A 19,427-nucleotide genomic window follows, 5' to 3' on the forward strand; every position below is an offset into this window, starting at 1 on the left:
TTGGGAGTGGTTGGATGCCTCATCAAGGCTATACACTTGAGTATATTGCTCAGCACATAGGTGCTGATGTTAAAGGAGACGCGGCTTGCCGCGTTTTCGCCATTAATACAATACAAAATGCTGAAAAAGGTGACATTGCTTTTCTTAGCAATCCAAAATACCAACATTACCTATCCTCGACGAACGCTTCCGCAATCATTCTTTCACATGATTTAGCGGATGATTGTTCGATTAATGCGTTGGTGATGAATAATCCTTATCTTGGATTTGCCAAAGTGGCTCAGTTACTGGACACCACGCCACAACAAATCATAGGAATTCATCCTTCAGCTGTCATTGAAGCTACCGCTAATGTGCACTCTGAGGCGGCCATAGGGGCCAATGTGGTGATTGAAGCCGGTGCGATTATAGAAGAAAATGTGCAAATTGCCGCTGGATGTGTCATTGGCGAAAACTGCAGAGTTCAGCGTGATTCCCGATTATTTGCTAATGTTACCTTATACCACAATGTTAAAGTGGGGCAGAGAGCGATAATACACTCTGGCAGTGTGATTGGTTCCGATGGTTTTGGTTTTGCCAATGAATCGGGGCAATGGGTTAAAATACCTCAACTCGGTGGCGTGACCATCGGTGATGATTTTGAATGCGGCGCTAACTGCACCATTGATCGGGGCGCTATCAAGGATACTGTCATCGGTAACGATGTAAAACTCGATAACCTTTGCCACCTGGCTCATAATGTAGAATTTGGTGATCATAGCGCTATGGCAGCCTATTCGGGTATCGCAGGTTCTTCCAAAGTCGGCCAGTTTTGTACCATCAGTGGTCGTGTAAGCATTCTAGGACATATAGAGCTGGCTGATGGCGTACATATTACCGCTGGTTCACAGGTCAGCAAGTCTCTGGAAAAAGGCGCTTATTCATCGGGCAGTCCGTTAATGACCAATCGTGAGTGGAAACGTAATGTGGCCCGACTGCGTCAACTGGATGAGATGGCAAAAACAATTAAAACCTTACAAAAAGAATTAAACACATTAAAAAGTGAGAGCAGTAATGAGTGAGCAAGGCGATGTAATGTCAGTGATGGACATTCATGAAATAATGAAACACTTACCCCATCGTTATCCGTTTCTTTTAATAGACCGGGTTGTTGACTATAAACTCGGTGAATACCTTAACGGGATTAAAAATGTAACCTATAACGAACCTTGTTTTACTGGTCACTTTCCGCATCGACCTGTTATGCCAGGCGTATTAATTCTTGAAGCCCTGGCTCAAGCCACCGGAATTTTAGCCTTCAAAACCATGGGTGAGCTACCTGATGAAGACTCGCTGTATTACTTTGTCGGAATTGATAATGCCCGGTTTAAGCGTCCTGTTGAGCCAGGCGATCAGGTTCATCTTCAGGTAAAGGTACAAAGGCGCAAACGTGATATGTGGAAGTTTTCAGCCGAAGCATTGGTTGATGATCAAGTCGTTTGCTCTGCCGATTTAATGTGTGCCAAAAGTAAAGTCGCATGAGTCATCCTTCTGCCAAGATCCATCCTTCGGCAATTATTGAGCCTGGTGCTCAACTTGCCGAAGATGTTGAAGTAGGGCCTTTTTCCGTCATTGGCCCACATGTAACCATAGAGTCGGGTACACGTGTTGGCCCTCATGTGGTGATCAACGGTCATACCAGCATCGGTAAAGATAATCGCTTTTATCAGTTCGCCAGTATTGGCGAAGAGAATCAGGACAAAAAGTATCAAGGCGAACCCACCAAAACCATTATTGGTGACAATAACGTTTTTCGAGAAGGGTGTACGGTTCACCGAGGAACGGTTCAAGATATCGGTTATACACAAATTGGTAGTCACGGTTTATTTATGGCTTACACCCATGTTGCTCACGATTGTTTAGTGGGAGACCATGTGATTTTTGCCAATAATGCCACCATCGCTGGTCATGTGTCTGTTGGTGACTGGGTCATTTTAGGCGGCTTTACCGGCGTCCATCAGTTTTGCAAAGTCGGTGCCCATGCGTTTGCTGGTATGAACAGTAGTATTACTCAAGACGTTCCGCCTTATGTCATGTTGCAGGACGGTGTACCTCGTGCCATAAATGCAGAAGGCTTGAAACGTCGAGGGTTTTCAAGCGATGATATTCGAGCCATTAAAAATGCATTTCGTGCGCTGTATCGAAAAAATTTAAAACTGGAACAAGCAAAAACTGAAATACAGACAATCGCCAATAACAGTCAGGCGGTTGATGTTATTGTTCAGTTTTTAGAAAATTCTCAACGCGGCATCGTCCGTTAGTCCCCTCTATTATGACAAGCAAAAAAGTCTTTATAGTCGCCGGAGAAGCCTCGGGTGACTTTCTTGCTGCTGGCTTAATCCGTCAGTTAAAAACTAAATATTCTGACATTACTTTTTCCGGAATTGCCGGGCCAAAAATGCAAGCCGAAGGCTGCGTTAGTGTTTATCCTATTGAACGCTTATCGGTGATGGGCATAGCTGCTGTACTAAAGCGGTACCGAGAATTATCACGAGTAAGAAAACAGCTGATTGCTCAATTAATTGCCGATCCACCGGATGTTTTTATCGGCATCGATGCGCCTGAGTTTAATTTGGATTTTGAGTTGTCATTAAAACAGGCGGGCATTAAAACGGTGCATTACGTTAGTCCTTCTGTCTGGGCATGGCGACCCAATCGAATTTTTAAAATTAAAAAAGCGGTTGATTTAATGCTGTGCTTGTTTACATTTGAAGAGCCTTTTTATCAACAGCACAATATAAAGGTCGCCTGTGTCGGGCATCCTATGGCGGATGAAATTCCATTGGAACAAAACACGCAAGCGATTAGAAAAGAATTAAGCTTAGCGGAAACGGAGCCGGTTTTAGCGGTATTGCCGGGCAGTCGTTCCAGTGAAATCAAATACATTGCAAAACCCTTTATTGAAGCTGCACGAATATGTCAGCAAAAAATGCCGTCACTTAAGATCCTTATACCAGCGATTAATGAAACCCGAAAAGCACAGCTTCTGGCAGCTATAGGTCCACTGGCCGATGAAGTAAATTTAATGATAACGGTAGGCAATGCTCGTGAAATTATGGCCGCTGCTGATGCTGTTCTGATTGCTTCAGGAACGGCAACCTTAGAAGCCACTTTACTTAAAAAACCGATGGTTGTTGGTTATAAAATGTCGTCCTTCAGTTACGCTATTTTTAGTCGTATGTTAAAAATTAAAAATGTATCGCTGCCAAATTTGTTAGCGGGTCAAACGCTGGTTTCTGAATTAATACAAAGTGATTGTCAGCCGGATAAATTAGCCAAAGAATTATTGCCATTACTCGAAGGTAATGAAAAAAGTCAGCAAATGAAGCTGGCTTTTGAAGATATCCACCGGGCGTTAAAAAAAGATGCGGATATTATTGCGGCTGACGCTGTTTTTCAGTTACTGGAATCCTAACGTGTGGAACCTGGAACCTGGAACAGCTAAACATTTAGAACCATGAAATATGAGAGTAAAAAAACATGCGATTGATTGCCGGTGTTGATGAAGTTGGTCGAGGGCCATTGGCAGGTCCTGTCGTGGCCGCCGCAGTTATTCTGGATCCCGATAATCCCATCGAAGGATTAACCGATTCAAAAAAACTATCGGAAAAAAAGCGTGATCGTTACTTTGAGCTAATTAAAGAAAAAGCCTTATGTTGGGCAATTGGTCGGGCTGAAGTGGATGAAATTGATCGCATTAATATTCTACAAGCGTCCATGCGAGCAATGGAGCGAGCTGTTGAGCAGTTAAATGAATCACCGCATCATGTTTTAGTCGATGGTAATAAGTTACCGCAGTTTTCCATGACGGCAGAAGCCATTATTAAAGGCGATTTGATTGAACCCTGTATTAGCGCGGCATCCATTATTGCCAAGGTAACACGAGACAGGGAAATGGTTGAAATGGATGAGAAATTTCCCGGATATGGCTTTGCTAAACACAAAGGCTATCCAACAAAGCAGCACCGTGATGCCTTGTTAACATTAGGTTTGACTGATATTCATAGACGATCATACGCACCGGTTCAAAAAATACTGCTATAATCATTAAACCCACTCGTATTAATATATGTGCTAAGACACAGATCAAAAATAACAATGGAGTGTGCCTTTGAGTGAGCACTCGGATAACAATAATAGAACCCCGCAGCCAAAGAAAATAGGCACTTCAGGCAACACAGCCAAGGCAAGTCAGCCTTCCGCTAAAGCAAGTCAAGTGGCCTTATTAAATCCCAAGCACTGGGTTTTAACTCGGTGTGGTAAGGTGATTTTTATTGCAGAGCATTCGGTTCGTGATTTTTCCTGGGAATTTGCGGATGCACATGATCCCGCTATTCAACAACGTTGTTTGCAGTTTGCCATTGATCCTGCCCATTTCACCATGAACCACCCAAAAATTGAAAATGTAGACGATGCTATTGCAACACAAATCCCCTTTTTTTATTGGACAGATCCGGAAAAAACCACCTTTTCCATTTTAAATGTGGCGGAAAATGACTCTAAGTTAATGTTTTTGAAAAGCAGCGAGATTGATTTACTGGTGGGCGATGAAAACTGGACGCTGATTGCCGCACAACATCCTGCGAAAATAAGTTTAACCAAACGGCTTGAAATGTTTCGTGCCCAAAGCGATAAAGTGAACAATAATCTGTATTTTCTCGGCGAAGACAATGGCTGGCTAATTATGCTGCGCATGGAACCCAATCGATTTCATAACTCAATTAAAGTGGAAGGGATGATTTTTCACAACGATCCCATGTTGCAATTAAATACCCAGCAAAACTGGGAGCGACATGGCAATAAATCATTGCATCTGGCTTTTTCTAAAAGAGGGGCTGAGTCGCATATGCAGGACTCAATCTGGATCAATGTGGGGTGGCCCAATTCAACTCATTGTTTGCGCTCACACTTGAAAATCAGTGACAAAATGGTTAATGATAACCGTTTTAAATAGAATCATCGCTTTATATAAACCATCGTTTAAAACTGGAACGATGACACCTACACAAATTATTTCTGGCATATAATATGACTGAATCAATCAAACCCGGTATCTACCGGCATTTTAAAGGCAATGAATATCTGGTTCTGGATACCGCTCGCCATTCAGAAACCAATGAGTGGATGGTGGTTTATCAGCCTCAGTACGGTGAAAAAGGGCTTTGGGTACGACCCTTATCCATGTTTGAAGAATCGGTGGAGGTGAATGGCCAGTTTAAGCCTCGATTTGAGTGGGTCTGCAAAGCCAATTAAGCCATCATCGACGCCTATTAAAATCCCTAGTTTCTATCGCTCGTTTAAATTAAAAGTCAAGCCTACCGCTGTTGTCGATATTCCCTTAAGATAAGCCATTATTTCATCTTTCATTCAATGCTAAGTTGTTTATGACCTCAAACTTTGTCCATCTGCGCGTTCATACCGAATACTCCATGAGCAATGGCATGTGCCGCATAAAGCCGCTGATAAAACTGGCGTCTGAACTGCAGCAGCCCGCTCTGGCACTCACCGATCAAAATAATATTTGTGGACTGGTTCGGTTTTTCAGCGAGGCTCAATCTAATGGCATTAAACCCATTATTGGTTGCAACTTATGGGTGCATTGCGATGATCTGGGCGATGAGCCCTTTCGGATTTTATTGCTGTGTATCAGTCAGGATGGCTATACCAATTTAAAGCGCCTCATTTCAGAGGCTTACACCACCAACCAACGACGTGGAGTGCCGATCGTTGAGCGTGAGTGGCTTAAAAAGTGGAATGAAGGGCTGATTGTACTGTCTGGCGGGCGAGAAGGCGATGTGGGCAAAGCGCTGCTAGCCGGCAATATTGAACAGGCCGCACAACTGCTGGGCTTCTGGGGACACTATTTCCATAATCGCTATTACCTTGAGTTGCAGCGCACCGGTCGTGCCAATGAAGACGACTACATTCATGCCGCAGTAGGCCTGGCGCAAGGCTCGAATGTACCTGTGGTTGCCACCAATGATGTGCAGTTTTTGGAGCAGGAAAACTTTATTGCTCATGAGGCCAGGGTCTGCATTGGCATGGGACGGGTACTGGAAGATCCGGATCGACCGCGTAACTATACCGATCAACAATATCTTAAAACATCAGAAGAAATGGCGGAGCTATTTTCTGATATTCCCGAAGCCATAGAAAACACGCTGGAAATTGCCAAACGTTGTTCTGTCCAGCTGGAACTTGGTACCTATTATCTACCGGCGTTTCCCACCGGAGATATGGACGAAGCAGAATACCTGTGTAAAGTCAGTGAAGAAGGACTAGAAGAGCGGCTCGATGTGCTATTCGACAGAAATTCGCCAGACTTTGCTGAAAAACGCAAAGAGTACGATGAGCGTCTCGAAATTGAACTGGGCGTTATTAATCAAATGGGCTTTCCCGGTTACTTTTTAATCGTTGCCGACTTTATTCAGTGGGCCAAAGACAACGATGTGCCGGTTGGGCCTGGGCGTGGTTCCGGTGCCGGATCACTGGTGGCGTATGCGTTAAAAATTACCGATCTGGATCCGCTGGAATACGACTTACTGTTTGAGCGATTCTTGAATCCAGAACGGGTTTCCATGCCCGATTTTGACGTGGACTTTTGCATGGATGGCCGCGACAGAGTCATCGACTATGTGGCGGAAACCTATGGTCGGGATGCCGTGTCGCAAATCATTACCTTTGGCACCATGGCGGCAAAAGCGGTGGTGCGCGATGTGGCCCGTGTATTGGGTAAGCCTTATGGTCTGGCTGATCGCATGTCCAAATTGATTCCGCCAACACCGGGAATGACCTTATCAAAAGCGCTCGATGAAGTGCCCGAACTGGTGGATTTCATTGAGCAGGATGAAGAAGCGCAAGAAGTTTGGGAAATGGCCAAGTCATTGGAAGGTTTGTGTCGTCAGGCGGGTAAACACGCCGGTGGTGTTGTTATCTCACCCACAACCTTAACCGATTTTACTGCCATCTATTGTGATGAAGATTACAGTGGGTTAGTGGCGCAATTTGATAAAGACGATGTGGAAAAAGCCGGTCTGGTTAAGTTTGACTTTTTAGGGTTAAAAACCTTAACCATTATCGACTGGGCGATGGCGATTGTGAACCGGCTTCGCGGCGAGAAAGATCAGGAGCCGCTCGATATTAATCACATTCCGCTGGAGGATAAAGCCTCGTTCGATTTGCTTAAACGTTCCGACACCACCGCAGTATTCCAGCTGGAATCTCAGGGCATGAAAAACCTGATTGATCGGTTGGAGCCCAGCAATTTTGAAGAAATTATCGCACTGGTGGCCTTGTTTCGACCAGGGCCTTTGCAATCTGGCATGGTGGATGACTTTATCAACCGTAAGCACGGCCGTGCCGAAGTCTCCTACCCGCATCCGGATTATCAACACGAATTATTAAAACCGATTCTTGAGCCCACTTATGGGGTTATTGTCTATCAGGAACAGGTCATGCAAATCGCGCAGGTGTTGGCGGGTTACAGTCTTGGTGGCGCCGACTTATTACGCCGAGCTATGGGTAAGAAAAAAGCGGAAGAGATGGCCAAGCAGCGAGCCATTTTTGCCGAAGGTGCCGAAAAGCAGGGCATCGATGCCGATCTGGCGATGAACATTTTCGATCTGGTGGAAAAGTTTGCCGGTTACGGTTTTAACAAATCGCACTCGGCAGCTTACGCATTAGTCGCTTATCAAACCGCGTATTTAAAAGCCCATTATCCGGCGGCGTTTATGGCCGCGGTAATGTCGGCAGATATGGACAACACCGACAAAGTCGTGACCTTTGTTGATGATTGCTTGCAGCACAAAATAAAAATTATGCCGCCCGATGTTAATCAGGGTGAATACAAATTTACCGTGACCGATGAAAACACCATTATTTATGGTATTGGTGCAATCAAAGGGGTTGGTGAAGGCGCCATAGAAAGTTTTGTTAACGAACGTGAAGTCAATGGTCCTTATACGGATCTGTTCGATTTTTGCCAACGGGTGGATTTGAAAAAAGTAAATCGCCGTGTGCTCGAGTCGTTAATTCGGGCTGGCGCACTGGATCAATTAGGGCCAAACCGTTCCGTCATGATGGCCAGTCTCGATGAAGCCATAAAAGCGGCGGATCAACAAAATAAAGCCGCCGCAATTGGTCAGGATGATTTATTCGGCGAAGCCTTTACTTCAGACGCCAGCACGGGCGAACTTAACTGGGCAAAAGTTCGACCCTGGCCAGAAGAACAAGTACTGCAAGGAGAAAAAGAAACTTTAGGGCTTTATTTAACCGGTCACCCCATCGATCGTTATTTGCCAGAACTTAAAAACTTTGTGCCGAGTCGAATTAAAAACTTACAGCCGACACGACGCGGTGAAAATATAAAAGCCGCCGGATTAATCATGGATGTGATGGTTCGCACTAATAAGCGCGGTGATCGATTTGCCATAGTGACTCTGGATGATAAAAGTGGCCGAATCACACTGTTTGTTAATGCATCGGTTTACGAACAATGCAAAGAGATTATTCAAAACGATAGAATTATTGTTGCCGAAGGCGATGTAAAACACGATGACTTCAGCGGCGGTTTACGCATTAACACCGTAAACATTCATGACTTTATATCAGCCCGTGAACAATTCGCAAAATGTTTATGCATTGAATTAAGGGACAATAAAACGCCGGATAACTTAGCCGATCAACTGCTACGATTTATCAAACCATGCCTACAAGGGCAAACCCCCATTAAGTTTAAATACACTATGAATGGAAGCACTGCCATCATTCCTTTATCTTCCGACTGGCAGGTACAACCAACCAATGATTTACTCTATCATTTAGAAGGAATTGAAGGCTGTGAAAGGGCAACGTTGGAGTATTAGCATCAGTAAGTTGTATTTGCCAAATTAATTGTTCAATCCAATTTACCCGTAAATAATCAGTGCGAATATTACAGCTCTAAGCTTCTGAGAACTTTCAGCGATTTGTCATTTAAATGGTGACGGTCATAACAGCCGGTTGCGTAAAAACCAGCCGAGGAAGTTGGCTATGTATTTATGTCAAATCTTATCGGATGAAAAGTTAGCTAATATTGCGGAATATTTTGGTTTAAAAAGTGTTGGCAGTGTCTGCTCTGCTATAAGTGAGATGAAGAAGCTAGAAGAAAAAGGGGAGATGGGCAAGGTGCTTAATCAAGTGTATCGAATACTTAATATAAAGAAATGAACCTGCCCCCCCCCCTCTGCCCCCCCCTTTGGGTGTAGAAGTCACTAGAAATTTAAGGCTAGTAGATGAAGACGAGCTTGGGACTATTGAGTTTAGTGGGAAAAACTTTCAGCGGAGAATTGATATTGTTTTGAAAGGCTCTAGTTCCACCGATTTGCCAGGAAGTCCCAACACAATATGGGTAGAAGTAAAATCACTTAAAGGTAAAGAAAACCGTACCAGAGAAGTATTTAAGAAGTCTAATTGGGCGCCCTGGGCGATGAATGGGTCAAAATATTCCTACCATAGGCAGTTCTATCTTGACAGAGTGGGAAATACTGATATCAATACTATTGAAGATTATAAACAGTCTAGTGACTTTGAGTGGTGGATTCAAAAGTTTAGAAAACGCACCGTTGAGGGCTACACTGAAGAACATTTTGATACAGCAGCTACAGAGCTTGAAAAATTACCAACAGGCGGGGTAAATCTGCATATTTAAGTATAAATTTTTCGAGTAGAAAATCTCACAATGATAGATATAATAAAAGAGATGTGTTGAGAAAATTTAAACCTGCAAATATCAAAAATATGTTAATTGAAGAAGGTAAAGATTTCATATTTTACAATGCAGAACCTCAGCTCGTAGAAGAGTTGTTTGTTAATGCTACAGAGGACTGACGTGTATGATTACACATAGTGATGAATGGCTTATTCACGATAAAGACTGGGTTAAAGATAGAAAAAATAAATGGAAAGACTTTGAGTTTAACTTGATTAGTAGTTCCTTGATAGAAAAGGAGTATATGGAAGCCTACAAGCTTTTTTATTTAAAAGGTGATGAAAATGCATTTGATGAAGTATTTCCGCGTTACGATGTCAATAGCATAATATTAGAAATGTGGTTGCATCCAGCGACATCTCCTGATTTTTTCTCTACGGTCGTAGCGAAGTGTGATGAAAAAGCCATTCTGGAAACCGCATTTAGGCAGTATACGCCTGATACAAAGAAAAAGTTTCATGGAGTCAGTCATTATTGCGGGCGAGATTTGATGATGTATGAGGCTATTTTTCCTAAAGTAGTTACTAGAGAGAGTTATCCCAATTTAAGCGATAACGAATATGTCCAAAAAGTAAAAACCAAATATATCGATTTTTTTCGAGTTCTTTTAAATTTTTTTCGTGAAGAATATAATCCATATAATTATTGTACCCTAGCCCTTCCCTATTGGAAAAGTTGTATTATGCAGGGATATCATGAACATCCATATTTAAAAAAATTTATTAATTATTTGGATGATTGGGTCTTAAATTGTGAGTTAAAAAACAGAGAGCAAGTATCTTTTTCAAATAGAGTGTTAGCAATATTTGAAGATCCTGAGTTGCCAAGTCAAGCATTGGATGCAATAAAAGAAGCTAGAATGAAATAAACAATTAAATAAAGTAAAGGAGAGGTAACTAAAATTGGAATTTAATGGAATAATTTATACTGCCTTCTCAAGCAACGATGAGATCAAGCAATTTCATAAGTACATAGATTTCGATACTCGACCTCGTTTTCCTGAAGACTTGCCTGAAGGAGAGCGAAAACTTGCTGAAGAAGCTGAATTTATTGAATACCCAGTTGATATAGAATATTTGAGTGAGCTTGAGTGCTTATATACATTGAGCTACTTAGGTGATTTTGAGGTGACAAATAAAGTTATAGTTAAACTAGCTCGATTTTTTAATGCCAAAAGGCTTGTTGTTTTTATTCAAAATGATGAGGAATTTTGTGAATATAGACAGTATATTCCAGGTGAAAATCGGCTGCTTTACTCGTACTTATCACCTAAATCACCTTTAAAAGATAGCGCGATAGAAGATTATTTAATTGAACATCAATTCGATAACAGTGCTTTTAAGAAGATTTTAGAGACTTATCCATGATTTCTTTTAAATCTATAAAATGGACTCCCGCTAATACTATCTTGCTGCTGGTCATTCTGGCCTTCCTTCGAAAAGTCATACAGTCACAATTCCTCATTTTTAACGAACGCGAATCAATTATAGCCACTTTAAAATTTAACTAGGAATTGCACTTAAGATATGAATTCGAGGTCTGGTAAATTCGATGATAACTTGACCCGTCACCAACATTAAGTATAACGTTCAAGACATCTCTGTTGAGCAGGTCATCATCAATGAAGGACGATATCGCGAAATTGCGCTCAGAAGTGGCGACGCTTAGAAGGCTTTTTCTTAGTAAAGTGGACATAGTTGAAAGTAAACTGAATGCTCTGGAAGAGGAATTAGGGGGCGAACCAGAACTCACCATTGATGACGACAGGGAAAGCCAGGTTCAGGCAACGCCAGAAGTCGCCAAGAATCCAGTCTTGTCGGAACACCAACAGAATATACAATCCAACAAAGCTGTGTTCACTGTTTCCGAACCGCGAGTCGCTGCGCAAGAACCAGATAGTCCAGCATCGAAAACACGGCAACAAGCCCAACGTCCGCAGCAGCAACAGCAAAAGCCCTCAAGTATCAGCCTGTTGTTTTTCTGGTTCGTCAATTTGGTGATGGAACAATGGCGGCTTGGTGCCATCGTTGAAAGGGGGCTCGACACTTATCGAGATTATCAACGACAGGGTAAGGCTCCGCTTTTTCTTTTGACGGCATCGGGTATTGTTATTCTTCTTATTGGTCTGGGCTTTTTGCTTCAGTTTACTTTTGATCAGTTTACGCCACTCATGAAGGTAGGCAGTGGCTACTTGCTCACAGCGGCTGTTTTCGCCACGGGACTTTACCTGCGACGAAGCAATGAACAATGGGGCAGTTTTTCCAGCGCCATCATCGGACTCAGTTTGCTGATCGGGTATTTGACCAGTTACTTTATCGGGCCGTACTTTGGGCTGGTGTCGTCCGGTGCAGCTTTTTTTATTTTTAGCGCCATCACCCTGCTAGGGTACCTTCTTTGTCATTTCTTTGAAGCCAGAATACTGGCGTACTTGTCATTGATTGGCGGCGTCTTCCTACCCTGGATTGCCGGTGCACCTCAGGCGCTGTCGCTCACTTTCACCGCTTATCTGTTTGTCCTGAACGTCGCCAGTTTGCTCATCGCAAAACGTCATGACTTACGCTCGCTGACATATCTGACCATCGTCCTTACTTCGGCGTCAATCGAATACCAATTGGTCACCAGTGCTGCGAATCATTGGGGATTTGTCGCGCTCCTCCACGGTTTCTTCTTTTTGTACGCTGGCTTTATTTATTCATCAGTGAAACATCAGTTGACCGGTAAAGTCTTAACGCTGTTTAGTACCAATCTATTGTTTTACACTTTTGTTTCCTGGCAATGGTTCGATAGCTTTACCCAACAGTCGCCGAATAACATCTATTTTCTGATGGCAGGTGTTGCGTCTCTTGTTGCCTTAATCACCTTACTAAAACGGCGCAGCTTCGAATTCACACTCAGTGTTATGCACGCGGGCGTATTTTGTGCATTCGCGGCGGTCGCCTGGTTGGGCGTTAGCGGTGCCGGAATTATCTGGGCCATTGAAGCGGTATTGCTGTTTGCGCTCGGCTTGGTGTTTCGTCAAAAAATGCTACGCACCGAAGCCTACCTTGTGTTAATCATTTCGATTCTGATAAATCTATGGGCCATTATCGAATGGTTTGCAGCGACAAGCTCGGCCAGTTCTTATTTCGCGCTGATTTATCTGTTTGCCCTAGGTCTGAGCGCACAATGTATCATTAGTTTTCCGGGCTTGATCAAAAAGCCCTGGCCACAGGGCGAATCGCTCGCCGTTTATCTATTGAGAGAATGGGTGTCATTTTGGTTAGCGGCATCGGTTATTGCGATCTGTTATTTGTACTTTCCGATTGCTTTTATGGTCTCGCCCCTGATACCCATGTTTTTACTGATATGGCGCCACGGGAAGTACCAACTGCCGTTTTCTCAGGCAGTCGCTGTGTTGGCTTTTTTCTTTTCGGCCGGATTGATACTTCAGGACATTATCGAGCTCGGCAGTTTTCACTTCAGTGATTGGCCGCTAGTCATCAAGTTGAGTGCAGCCGCTGCGTTTGGCTGTCTGTTCCTGTTGCCGAAATATTATGAGAAACGACTCCCTCAGGGAAATCTACTCGGCTTCATGGGGGTATTGAAATTGATTTTCTGGCTGCTACTACCCATTATCTATTTGCCCAGCGCTTTGCGCCGCGTACCCGACTGGTTCCCACTCATTTGCTGGTTCTCGGTATCATTTTCCAGTGTTATCTACTGGCGGGTCAAGCAAACCATTCTCGGAATTGAGATGATTGCATTAACCTGGGTCGCAATAATCGCGACACTGATCGGTTGGCTCGTGCAACAGTCCAATGACGCGTTTAATGCAGCACAAATTGCACTGTTCTTTGCTCTAACTTATTTTGGAGTGATTCTTTACTGGCGAAAAAGCTACCAAAGAACGGGCCGCACCAGAATTCAGGTGACTCCTCTATTTAACTGGCAGGCATCGGGAAGCTACTACTTTGCCTCTTTAGCCGTTGCACTAACAACTTACTGGCTGTCAAAAAACGTCGCCATTATGTTGTTGACTGCTTTTGCTTTGCATCTGAGTGTCGTTGTTTACTGGCCGGCGCTAAAAGCAATGCGGTATCAGCGAATCAAACATCTTGCCCACCACTTGCGTCTCGGCTGGATGTTGGTGCTTACCTTATTACTGTTCAGTCAGGTTCGAAACTCGATATTTGACTTGTCGCTTGCGTTGTTATCAGTGATTCTCCTAGGACTGGTTTTGCACGGGAAACGACATTACCAGAAACTTATCACACAGCTGGGTAAGACCAACAAGATTACCTACTGGAGTTATCAATTAACATTGATTCTCGCTTACAGTTTTGTGCTTGAGTACGTGACAGGAAACTATTTTGGTCCCGCCTTAAGTGTCGCACTCATCTTACATTCGATAGCGCTATTTTTCTTGGCGCAAAAGCCACTCTTTCACTCGTTTGAGAAGTTGGCGCTGGGTATGTTTGGTCTCAGCTTACTGAAAATATTTTTACACGATATGAGTGACTTCTCATTGATTGAAAAAGTCATTAGTTTTATTGTTATCGGAATATTATTGTTGATTGCCGCATTTCAATATCAGCGACTGAAAAGCAAAGACGCAATAAGGCATTAGTACTCAATATACCCGATACTTAACATCGATCGAGGGGCGTAACGTCCCTCACAATTGTTGCTATTCTCACAAACAGTTACTTCGCCATATTACAGATAAGTGTCCATTTAGTTTCGGTCACAGGTTGTAGAAAAGTTACAAGGTCAGGGCTTGACCCCTTTTTATTTGTGAGGGTCATAACAGTCGGTTGCGTAAAAACCAGCCGAGGAAGTTGGCTATGTATTTATGTCAAATATTATCGGATGAAAAGTTAGCTAATATTGCGGAATATTTTGGTTTAAAAAGCGTCGGCAGTGTCTGCCCTGCTATAAGTGAGATGAAGAAGCTAGAAGAAAAAGGGGAGATGGGCAAGGTGCTTAATCAAGTGTATCGAATACTTAATATAAAGAAATGAACCTGACCCATAATTTCTATTCATGCTATTTGATGATAATAATTCACTTTATGATACATTTAACTCTCGTCATTGGATTATTGGTGGGATTTCTGTTGCAAAAAACAATATTCGAAACGGGGTAAGGTTGTATGAAAGGTAAGGTAGGTCTTTTAATTTTGCTTTTGTTTTTTTGCTTAACTTTATGCTTTTTTTATTTGTCAAGTAATAAAGTTAAAGAGTTGAACATGTATCAGCTTTGGGATCTTTATTTAAATGACTGCTGGAGTTATTCAAATATAATGTACTGTCAATTTCAGTTCGTTTATAAAGAAGAGTTAAATAACCGCATTTCAACAAGTGTTAACTGGGACTTTTTTATTGGTGAGTTTGCAGACTCACACTATAAAAGTTTAGAAAAAAGATCGAAAGTAAAGTGGTTGTATTGTGAGGCTGTTAAAAGCGTGCAGTTTAATAATTATTTGATAAAACACGATGATAAAAGGTATTTTCCAAAGTATTTAGGTAATTGCAATCAATGAATTATGTGGGGGCAAATATCTTGCGGTCACGCCTATTTTATATAGTCTAAAAAAGGCAAACTATGGGGTCAAAGAGATCATGGGGTCAGAATGATCTCCTATTACTTTTAAAGAGTTATTATATTGGAATGTTTTTAAAAGTAAAAGCTCCTAGTTATATAGAACATATGGTAAGTGTACATAAGAATATGACTCAGAAAAAATTGATATTAAAAGAATGAAGTGGGACTATTTTAATGATTAAAGTTAATCGTAAAGTATTACTATTTATATTAGCTTGTTCAGTTAAGTTGTGCTTTGCTGCATGTTCGAGTGAGAGCTTGATGTTTGAAGCGATGTCTGAAAAATTTTGTATTGACAATGATTACTCGTTTTCATGGAGTAATGGTGAGCTGCTTGTAACTAGCGCAGCTATTCATGAAAATAAAAAACACAAAAGCGAATATTTTAAAGTCACTGTTGGAACTGGAAGTGAGCTAAGTCAATTAAGGAAAGAGTTTTCAGAACCAAAAAAATGTAAGAGCTTTAACATTAGTGAAGGTGCATTGGGCGCTACGATTTATGATAACTATATAACATATTTTATATTAATAGATGATAATGTAGATTATATGAGAGTTACTACAGATGAGCTTTCTAGTATTTATAAGCTTTTAGGTATGTTAGATATTGCTAATCAAAATTGTGTGAAAAAATATTTGAATAACCTTACTGTAAATGAATTGAAGTAAAAAAACACAGAGGCAAAAAAGATTATGGGGTCAGGCTGAACCTCCCCCAGTTTAACGGATACTTAAAATAAGCGACATTGTCGCGAAAGGAGTATCTAAAATGGTTACCAAAAGAAAGCCTTATAAGACGTTTACCAAAGAGTTTAAGTTGGAGGCTGTACGATTGATGAAAGAGTCGGATCGCCCAGCACGAGAGATAGCCCTTGAGCTAGGTGTTCGACGCAATCAGCTGTACAAATGGGCAGAGCAGCTAGAAGATAAGGGAGAAGCAGCCTTTAAAGGGAAAGGGCGTCCAAAGAAATGAGGTTCCCCCAATTAAACGGACTGATTTAGTTGGAGGCACTCTGGCAATTCTTGACTTTGGATAGCCATGGTTGTGAAACGGAATATAATAACTATGGGTGTGGAATATAATGAAGGTTTTACTACTTTTAATAACCTTGTTGATTACTGCATGTAGTCAAACAGTATTACGATCGCATATTGATGTTGAGCAATCTTTGATACAAGATAAGACACACATGCTGAGCGGAAAAGTTATTCTATATGTTATTCACGAGTGGAATCTTATCAACGAAGGCATGGTGTCAAGTATAACTGTTAACTCTGAAAGCCAAAAAGCAAGATTTTTTACGAAAACAGCAGGAATCTGTAAAATTGTCTTAGACCGCGGGAGATATGAAGTAGAAGTTACCAATCCTTTCTTTAAAGGACTAGAACAAAAAGTTAACCTTAAACTCAACGTAGTTAGTCCCAAGTTTATATATATTAAGCCTAAGTCTTTGCTATTTTCGGGTGAAAAAACAGAGTATACAGCAACTGTGTTAAAAGACGATAAGGTTATAGCTCGACGCCTTCAGGAAAATAAAATATTTTGTTTAAAGGGGAGTGAGTATATCTCATCAAAAAAATTAGATGGTGGCATTGGTTATGTTAACTAGCATCGGATAAGTATGAAGATGAAATCGATAGGTCAGTTCTATTTTATATAATTTAAACAAAAAAATGGAGTAAAAGTGAAGAAGAGTTTGGAGAAGATCAGGGGTCCCCGAATTCATATCATAAGTGCAATTCCTAGTTAAATTTTAAAGTGGCTATAATTGATTTGCGGATCAACAACCACTACCAAGGAATTGCACTTATGATATGAATTCGGGTACACAAGTATAGTGCGGAGTATATGAGTGGTAATTAAGCCATCAAACTTTAAGAAGTTAAAATATTATTATAATATCTATGACAAGTTTGGTGGTATTCTGCTTGCTATTATATTGTTACCTATTTCGATATGGTTATATTTTTTATATTTTAGTGGAGCATTAAATCTTCCTGAACTAAAGAAATATGTAGGTAAGGCTTCTATTGTTCGTTGTATTGAGTATAGTAGTTATAGCTCTGTCTACTTTAAGATAAGTGGTGAGCAGAGAGTGAATGCAAAAATAAATCATATCAACTGTAAGCAAGCTAAGGAGCTATACAGAAGCAATAAAATATACGAAATAACTTATGGTAGCTCTGGTTCTATATTTGGGCTTCATGTAGATAAACAAGAGATATTGAATATTGATGAAGAGAAAAAGGAGCATGTTGTTACTGCGTATGGAATATTATGTTTAGCTACTATTTGGCTTATTTTATCATTTCTTATTATTCGAAATAATACGAAATATATAACTGAAAAAAAGAAGTCAAAAGAAAATAATGTAGAGAAATAATAAAAAACTCAGGTTAAAAATATACGGTGGTCAAGTCAATTTAATATAGTTGGAAGCATTAAAAATGAACCTGGCCCATTATTTCAGAGTAAGTGATAATTGTTATGTGTAGTCATAATTAATATCTATTTCTGCTTCAATTCATTTAGTATATCTTTATCGTAATTATCTTATTAGGAAAATTATTGGCATATAATCTGATTGTTTATTAATGGTTTTGGCTAGAGGGAATTGTAGTGAAAATAATACTGGCATCTTTTTTTAGCATTTTTGTTATTGGTGCTCATGCAGTTCAATCGGTATTTATAGTTGACTTTCTGTCAAATAAAGAGAGTTATATAGATAAAGAGATTGACGTACTAGGCTACGTACACACAAGAGGTAATTCTTTAGGACTCTACTTAACTAGAGAGTATGCAAAAGCATACTTGGCAGATGGAATAGGTCAAGTTCCAATCAGATTAAACTATAAAGCAAAGCTGGATGAGCTTCCTGTAGAATGTCAGTCTGGCTATTTAAATGTTACTGGCCAAGTTAAAGTAGAGTACGGCATTGTAGTTTTGAGGTTAACTAGAGATACAACCTATTTCGGTGAATCGGAAGAGCAAATATTTGATTGTGGACACTATAAACATTAATCTTGGGAATTGCTCGTATTATATGAGTTCGCGTAACACAATAGGAAATTGCACTTAATACTTGAATTCAGGTGAGTTATGAGATTTTTATACATAATTACTTTGCTTTATTTTCCATTACTCGAAGCTAATAAGTATAGCTTTTCTTTAAGTGAGTTAGAGGGCAATAGCTGTTTTCAAAATGAAATTGAGAGAATGCCTCTGGTGATATGTAAAAGAAACAAAAATATATTGTTGAAAAATAAAATTCTGGAAAAAAAGTTTGTGTATAGTGATCTACTTGAAAAGGTGAATCAGGTTTTTGAAAATCATGGCAGTTTAATCGGTAGCTCGCTTTTGGAATTTAATGTGAGAAATTATAAGAGCAGGTTTTTATCAGAAACGGTAGTGTTTTATGCACTTGATAGCAATGGTTGTGTATTGAAGATAATGGATGATGTGCTGATATCGCCATGTACAAACGTGTTATATGATTTTAATGGAATCGCTTTGTCAGATGGCAATGAAAAGCTATATAGCAATTTATTAATGGTGCCTAACCAAGTGCATGATAGTACTCTTAATATTGATATGAGTTCTAAGTTGAAGATTAAGTTTTACCTTGCTAAGAATGTTGATAGATATACGAGAGATAACAAAATTATATCGTATATAAAGTGGGGGATGATTGAAGAGCTAATTGAGATAGCTGACTCTCATACTTTGAGAGATTTTTTAGATGATGAAGGGAATAATTTGCTAATAATTGCGTTGACAGGCAACGGTGAGAACTTGCTTGAGATGCTGAAGTATCTTTTATTTAACAAAATTGATGTAAATCAAAAGAATGAGTATGGTTATTATCCAGTTTATTTTGCATGGCTTTCTAATTCGATTGAAAATACTTCTTTATTAATAAGGCATGGAGCTGATATATGCTTGTCTAAACATAAAATCAGGAATGATTTGGAAAGAAACGTCCATGTTAGCAAGGAGGTTAAAGAGTTTGTTGTAAAAAAAATCAATAACTGTTAAGTAGTTTTTGAGATCATGGGG

Annotated in this window: 21 protein-coding genes; all 21 read left to right on the top strand. The window is 40.6% G+C overall.

Translation table 11 applies throughout. The features are described from left to right. Positions 1–14 precede the first annotated feature (14 nt). The 21 genes from lpxD (at position 15) to C8D97_RS00950 (ending at position 19,406) form a co-directional block, all read left to right on the top strand. Entirely contained in the window at positions 15–1,061 is a 1,047-nt protein-coding gene (lpxD, locus tag C8D97_RS00850; protein ID WP_109761444.1) for a UDP-3-O-(3-hydroxymyristoyl)glucosamine N-acyltransferase, read from the top strand. A 22-nt stretch (positions 1,062–1,083) separates the two neighbouring features. Beyond that, a complete protein-coding gene (fabZ, locus tag C8D97_RS00855; RefSeq protein WP_210204817.1) occupies positions 1,084–1,521 on the top strand; it encodes a 3-hydroxyacyl-ACP dehydratase FabZ in 438 nt (145 codons plus the stop codon). Next, the gene (gene lpxA / locus C8D97_RS00860; protein ID WP_109761445.1) at positions 1,518–2,300 is read left to right on the top strand and encodes an acyl-ACP--UDP-N-acetylglucosamine O-acyltransferase; all 783 of its coding nucleotides are present in this window, start codon (positions 1,518–1,520) and stop codon (positions 2,298–2,300) included. Before fabZ ends, lpxA begins: the two co-directional genes overlap by 4 nt. Positions 2,301–2,311: 11 nt before the next feature. Beyond that, the gene (gene lpxB / locus C8D97_RS00865; protein ID WP_109761446.1) at positions 2,312–3,454 is read left to right on the top strand and encodes a lipid-A-disaccharide synthase; all 1,143 of its coding nucleotides are present in this window, start codon (positions 2,312–2,314) and stop codon (positions 3,452–3,454) included. A 65-nt stretch (positions 3,455–3,519) separates the two neighbouring features. Further along, entirely contained in the window at positions 3,520–4,083 is a 564-nt protein-coding gene (rnhB, locus tag C8D97_RS00870; protein ID WP_109761447.1) for a ribonuclease HII, read from the top strand. A 67-nt stretch (positions 4,084–4,150) separates the two neighbouring features. Beyond that, complete coding sequence (locus tag C8D97_RS00875; RefSeq protein ID WP_109761448.1) at positions 4,151–4,993, top strand: hypothetical protein; 843 nt, start codon at positions 4,151–4,153, stop codon at positions 4,991–4,993. A gap of 74 nt (positions 4,994–5,067) precedes the next feature. Continuing rightward, positions 5,068–5,292 carry a DUF1653 domain-containing protein gene (locus tag C8D97_RS00880; RefSeq protein WP_109761449.1) on the top strand — a complete coding sequence of 75 codons (225 nt, stop codon included), beginning with the start codon at positions 5,068–5,070 and terminating at the stop codon, positions 5,290–5,292. Positions 5,293–5,423: 131 nt separating this feature from the next. Continuing rightward, a complete protein-coding gene (gene dnaE, locus C8D97_RS00885) occupies positions 5,424–8,903 on the top strand; it encodes a DNA polymerase III subunit alpha (RefSeq protein ID WP_109761450.1) in 3,480 nt (1,159 codons plus the stop codon). Positions 8,904–9,069: 166 nt separating this feature from the next. After that, on the top strand, positions 9,070–9,246 hold the full coding sequence (locus tag C8D97_RS00890) for a hypothetical protein (protein ID WP_109761451.1): 177 nt from the start codon (positions 9,070–9,072) through the stop codon (positions 9,244–9,246). Positions 9,247–9,274: 28 nt separating this feature from the next. Then, a complete protein-coding gene (locus C8D97_RS00895) occupies positions 9,275–9,727 on the top strand; it encodes a hypothetical protein (protein WP_109761452.1) in 453 nt (150 codons plus the stop codon). A 184-nt stretch (positions 9,728–9,911) separates the two neighbouring features. Next, the gene (locus tag C8D97_RS00900) at positions 9,912–10,655 is read left to right on the top strand and encodes a hypothetical protein (protein ID WP_109761453.1); all 744 of its coding nucleotides are present in this window, start codon (positions 9,912–9,914) and stop codon (positions 10,653–10,655) included. Between the two features lie 34 nt (positions 10,656–10,689). Continuing rightward, complete coding sequence (locus C8D97_RS00905; protein ID WP_109761454.1) at positions 10,690–11,154, top strand: hypothetical protein; 465 nt, start codon at positions 10,690–10,692, stop codon at positions 11,152–11,154. Between the two features lie 254 nt (positions 11,155–11,408). After that, positions 11,409–14,393: a DUF2339 domain-containing protein gene (locus C8D97_RS00910; RefSeq protein WP_109761455.1), complete on the top strand. Its 2,985-nt coding sequence runs from the start codon at positions 11,409–11,411 to the stop codon at positions 14,391–14,393. A gap of 217 nt (positions 14,394–14,610) precedes the next feature. Then, entirely contained in the window at positions 14,611–14,787 is a 177-nt protein-coding gene (locus tag C8D97_RS00915; RefSeq protein ID WP_109761456.1) for a hypothetical protein, read from the top strand. Positions 14,788–14,918: 131 nt separating this feature from the next. Continuing rightward, positions 14,919–15,308, top strand: a complete 390-nt coding sequence (locus tag C8D97_RS00920; protein ID WP_109761457.1) for a hypothetical protein — start codon at positions 14,919–14,921, stop codon at positions 15,306–15,308. Positions 15,309–15,544: 236 nt separating this feature from the next. Beyond that, positions 15,545–16,039, top strand: a complete 495-nt coding sequence (locus C8D97_RS00925; protein WP_146196054.1) for a hypothetical protein — start codon at positions 15,545–15,547, stop codon at positions 16,037–16,039. 100 nt (positions 16,040–16,139) lie between these two features. Further along, complete coding sequence (locus C8D97_RS00930) at positions 16,140–16,343, top strand: transposase (RefSeq protein ID WP_109761459.1); 204 nt, start codon at positions 16,140–16,142, stop codon at positions 16,341–16,343. Positions 16,344–16,452: 109 nt separating this feature from the next. Further along, positions 16,453–16,980 carry a hypothetical protein gene (locus C8D97_RS00935; RefSeq protein WP_109761460.1) on the top strand — a complete coding sequence of 176 codons (528 nt, stop codon included), beginning with the start codon at positions 16,453–16,455 and terminating at the stop codon, positions 16,978–16,980. Positions 16,981–17,223: 243 nt separating this feature from the next. Beyond that, on the top strand, positions 17,224–17,754 hold the full coding sequence (locus tag C8D97_RS00940) for a hypothetical protein (RefSeq protein ID WP_109761461.1): 531 nt from the start codon (positions 17,224–17,226) through the stop codon (positions 17,752–17,754). A gap of 236 nt (positions 17,755–17,990) precedes the next feature. Beyond that, a complete protein-coding gene (locus C8D97_RS00945) occupies positions 17,991–18,392 on the top strand; it encodes a hypothetical protein (RefSeq protein ID WP_109761462.1) in 402 nt (133 codons plus the stop codon). Positions 18,393–18,470: 78 nt separating this feature from the next. Beyond that, positions 18,471–19,406, top strand: coding sequence for an ankyrin repeat domain-containing protein (locus tag C8D97_RS00950; protein ID WP_109761463.1), 936 nt, complete (start codon positions 18,471–18,473; stop codon positions 19,404–19,406). Positions 19,407–19,427: the final 21 nt, after the last annotated feature.

This window comes from Pleionea mediterranea (assembly GCF_003148745.1).
Classification (GTDB): domain Bacteria; phylum Pseudomonadota; class Gammaproteobacteria; order Enterobacterales; family Kangiellaceae; genus Pleionea; species Pleionea mediterranea.

What these genes read in the sequence shown, in the direction of transcription:
- lpxD (WP_109761444.1), top strand. Translation starts at nt 15, where the DNA reads ATGCCTCATCAAGGCTATACACTTGAGTATATTGCTCAGCACATAGGT.
- fabZ (WP_210204817.1), top strand. Translation starts at nt 1,084, where the DNA reads ATGGACATTCATGAAATAATGAAACACTTACCCCATCGTTATCCGTTT.
- lpxA (WP_109761445.1), top strand. Translation starts at nt 1,518, where the DNA reads ATGAGTCATCCTTCTGCCAAGATCCATCCTTCGGCAATTATTGAGCCT.
- lpxB (WP_109761446.1), top strand. Translation starts at nt 2,312, where the DNA reads ATGACAAGCAAAAAAGTCTTTATAGTCGCCGGAGAAGCCTCGGGTGAC.
- rnhB (WP_109761447.1), top strand. Translation starts at nt 3,520, where the DNA reads ATGCGATTGATTGCCGGTGTTGATGAAGTTGGTCGAGGGCCATTGGCA.
- C8D97_RS00880 (WP_109761449.1), top strand. Translation starts at nt 5,068, where the DNA reads ATGACTGAATCAATCAAACCCGGTATCTACCGGCATTTTAAAGGCAAT.
- dnaE (WP_109761450.1), top strand. Translation starts at nt 5,424, where the DNA reads ATGACCTCAAACTTTGTCCATCTGCGCGTTCATACCGAATACTCCATG.
- C8D97_RS00890 (WP_109761451.1), top strand. Translation starts at nt 9,070, where the DNA reads ATGTATTTATGTCAAATCTTATCGGATGAAAAGTTAGCTAATATTGCG.
- C8D97_RS00900 (WP_109761453.1), top strand. Translation starts at nt 9,912, where the DNA reads ATGATTACACATAGTGATGAATGGCTTATTCACGATAAAGACTGGGTT.
- C8D97_RS00910 (WP_109761455.1), top strand. Translation starts at nt 11,409, where the DNA reads ATGAAGGACGATATCGCGAAATTGCGCTCAGAAGTGGCGACGCTTAGA.
- C8D97_RS00915 (WP_109761456.1), top strand. Translation starts at nt 14,611, where the DNA reads ATGTATTTATGTCAAATATTATCGGATGAAAAGTTAGCTAATATTGCG.
- C8D97_RS00920 (WP_109761457.1), top strand. Translation starts at nt 14,919, where the DNA reads ATGAAAGGTAAGGTAGGTCTTTTAATTTTGCTTTTGTTTTTTTGCTTA.
- C8D97_RS00925 (WP_146196054.1), top strand. Translation starts at nt 15,545, where the DNA reads ATGATTAAAGTTAATCGTAAAGTATTACTATTTATATTAGCTTGTTCA.
- C8D97_RS00930 (WP_109761459.1), top strand. Translation starts at nt 16,140, where the DNA reads ATGGTTACCAAAAGAAAGCCTTATAAGACGTTTACCAAAGAGTTTAAG.
- C8D97_RS00935 (WP_109761460.1), top strand. Translation starts at nt 16,453, where the DNA reads ATGAAGGTTTTACTACTTTTAATAACCTTGTTGATTACTGCATGTAGT.
- C8D97_RS00950 (WP_109761463.1), top strand. Translation starts at nt 18,471, where the DNA reads ATGAGATTTTTATACATAATTACTTTGCTTTATTTTCCATTACTCGAA.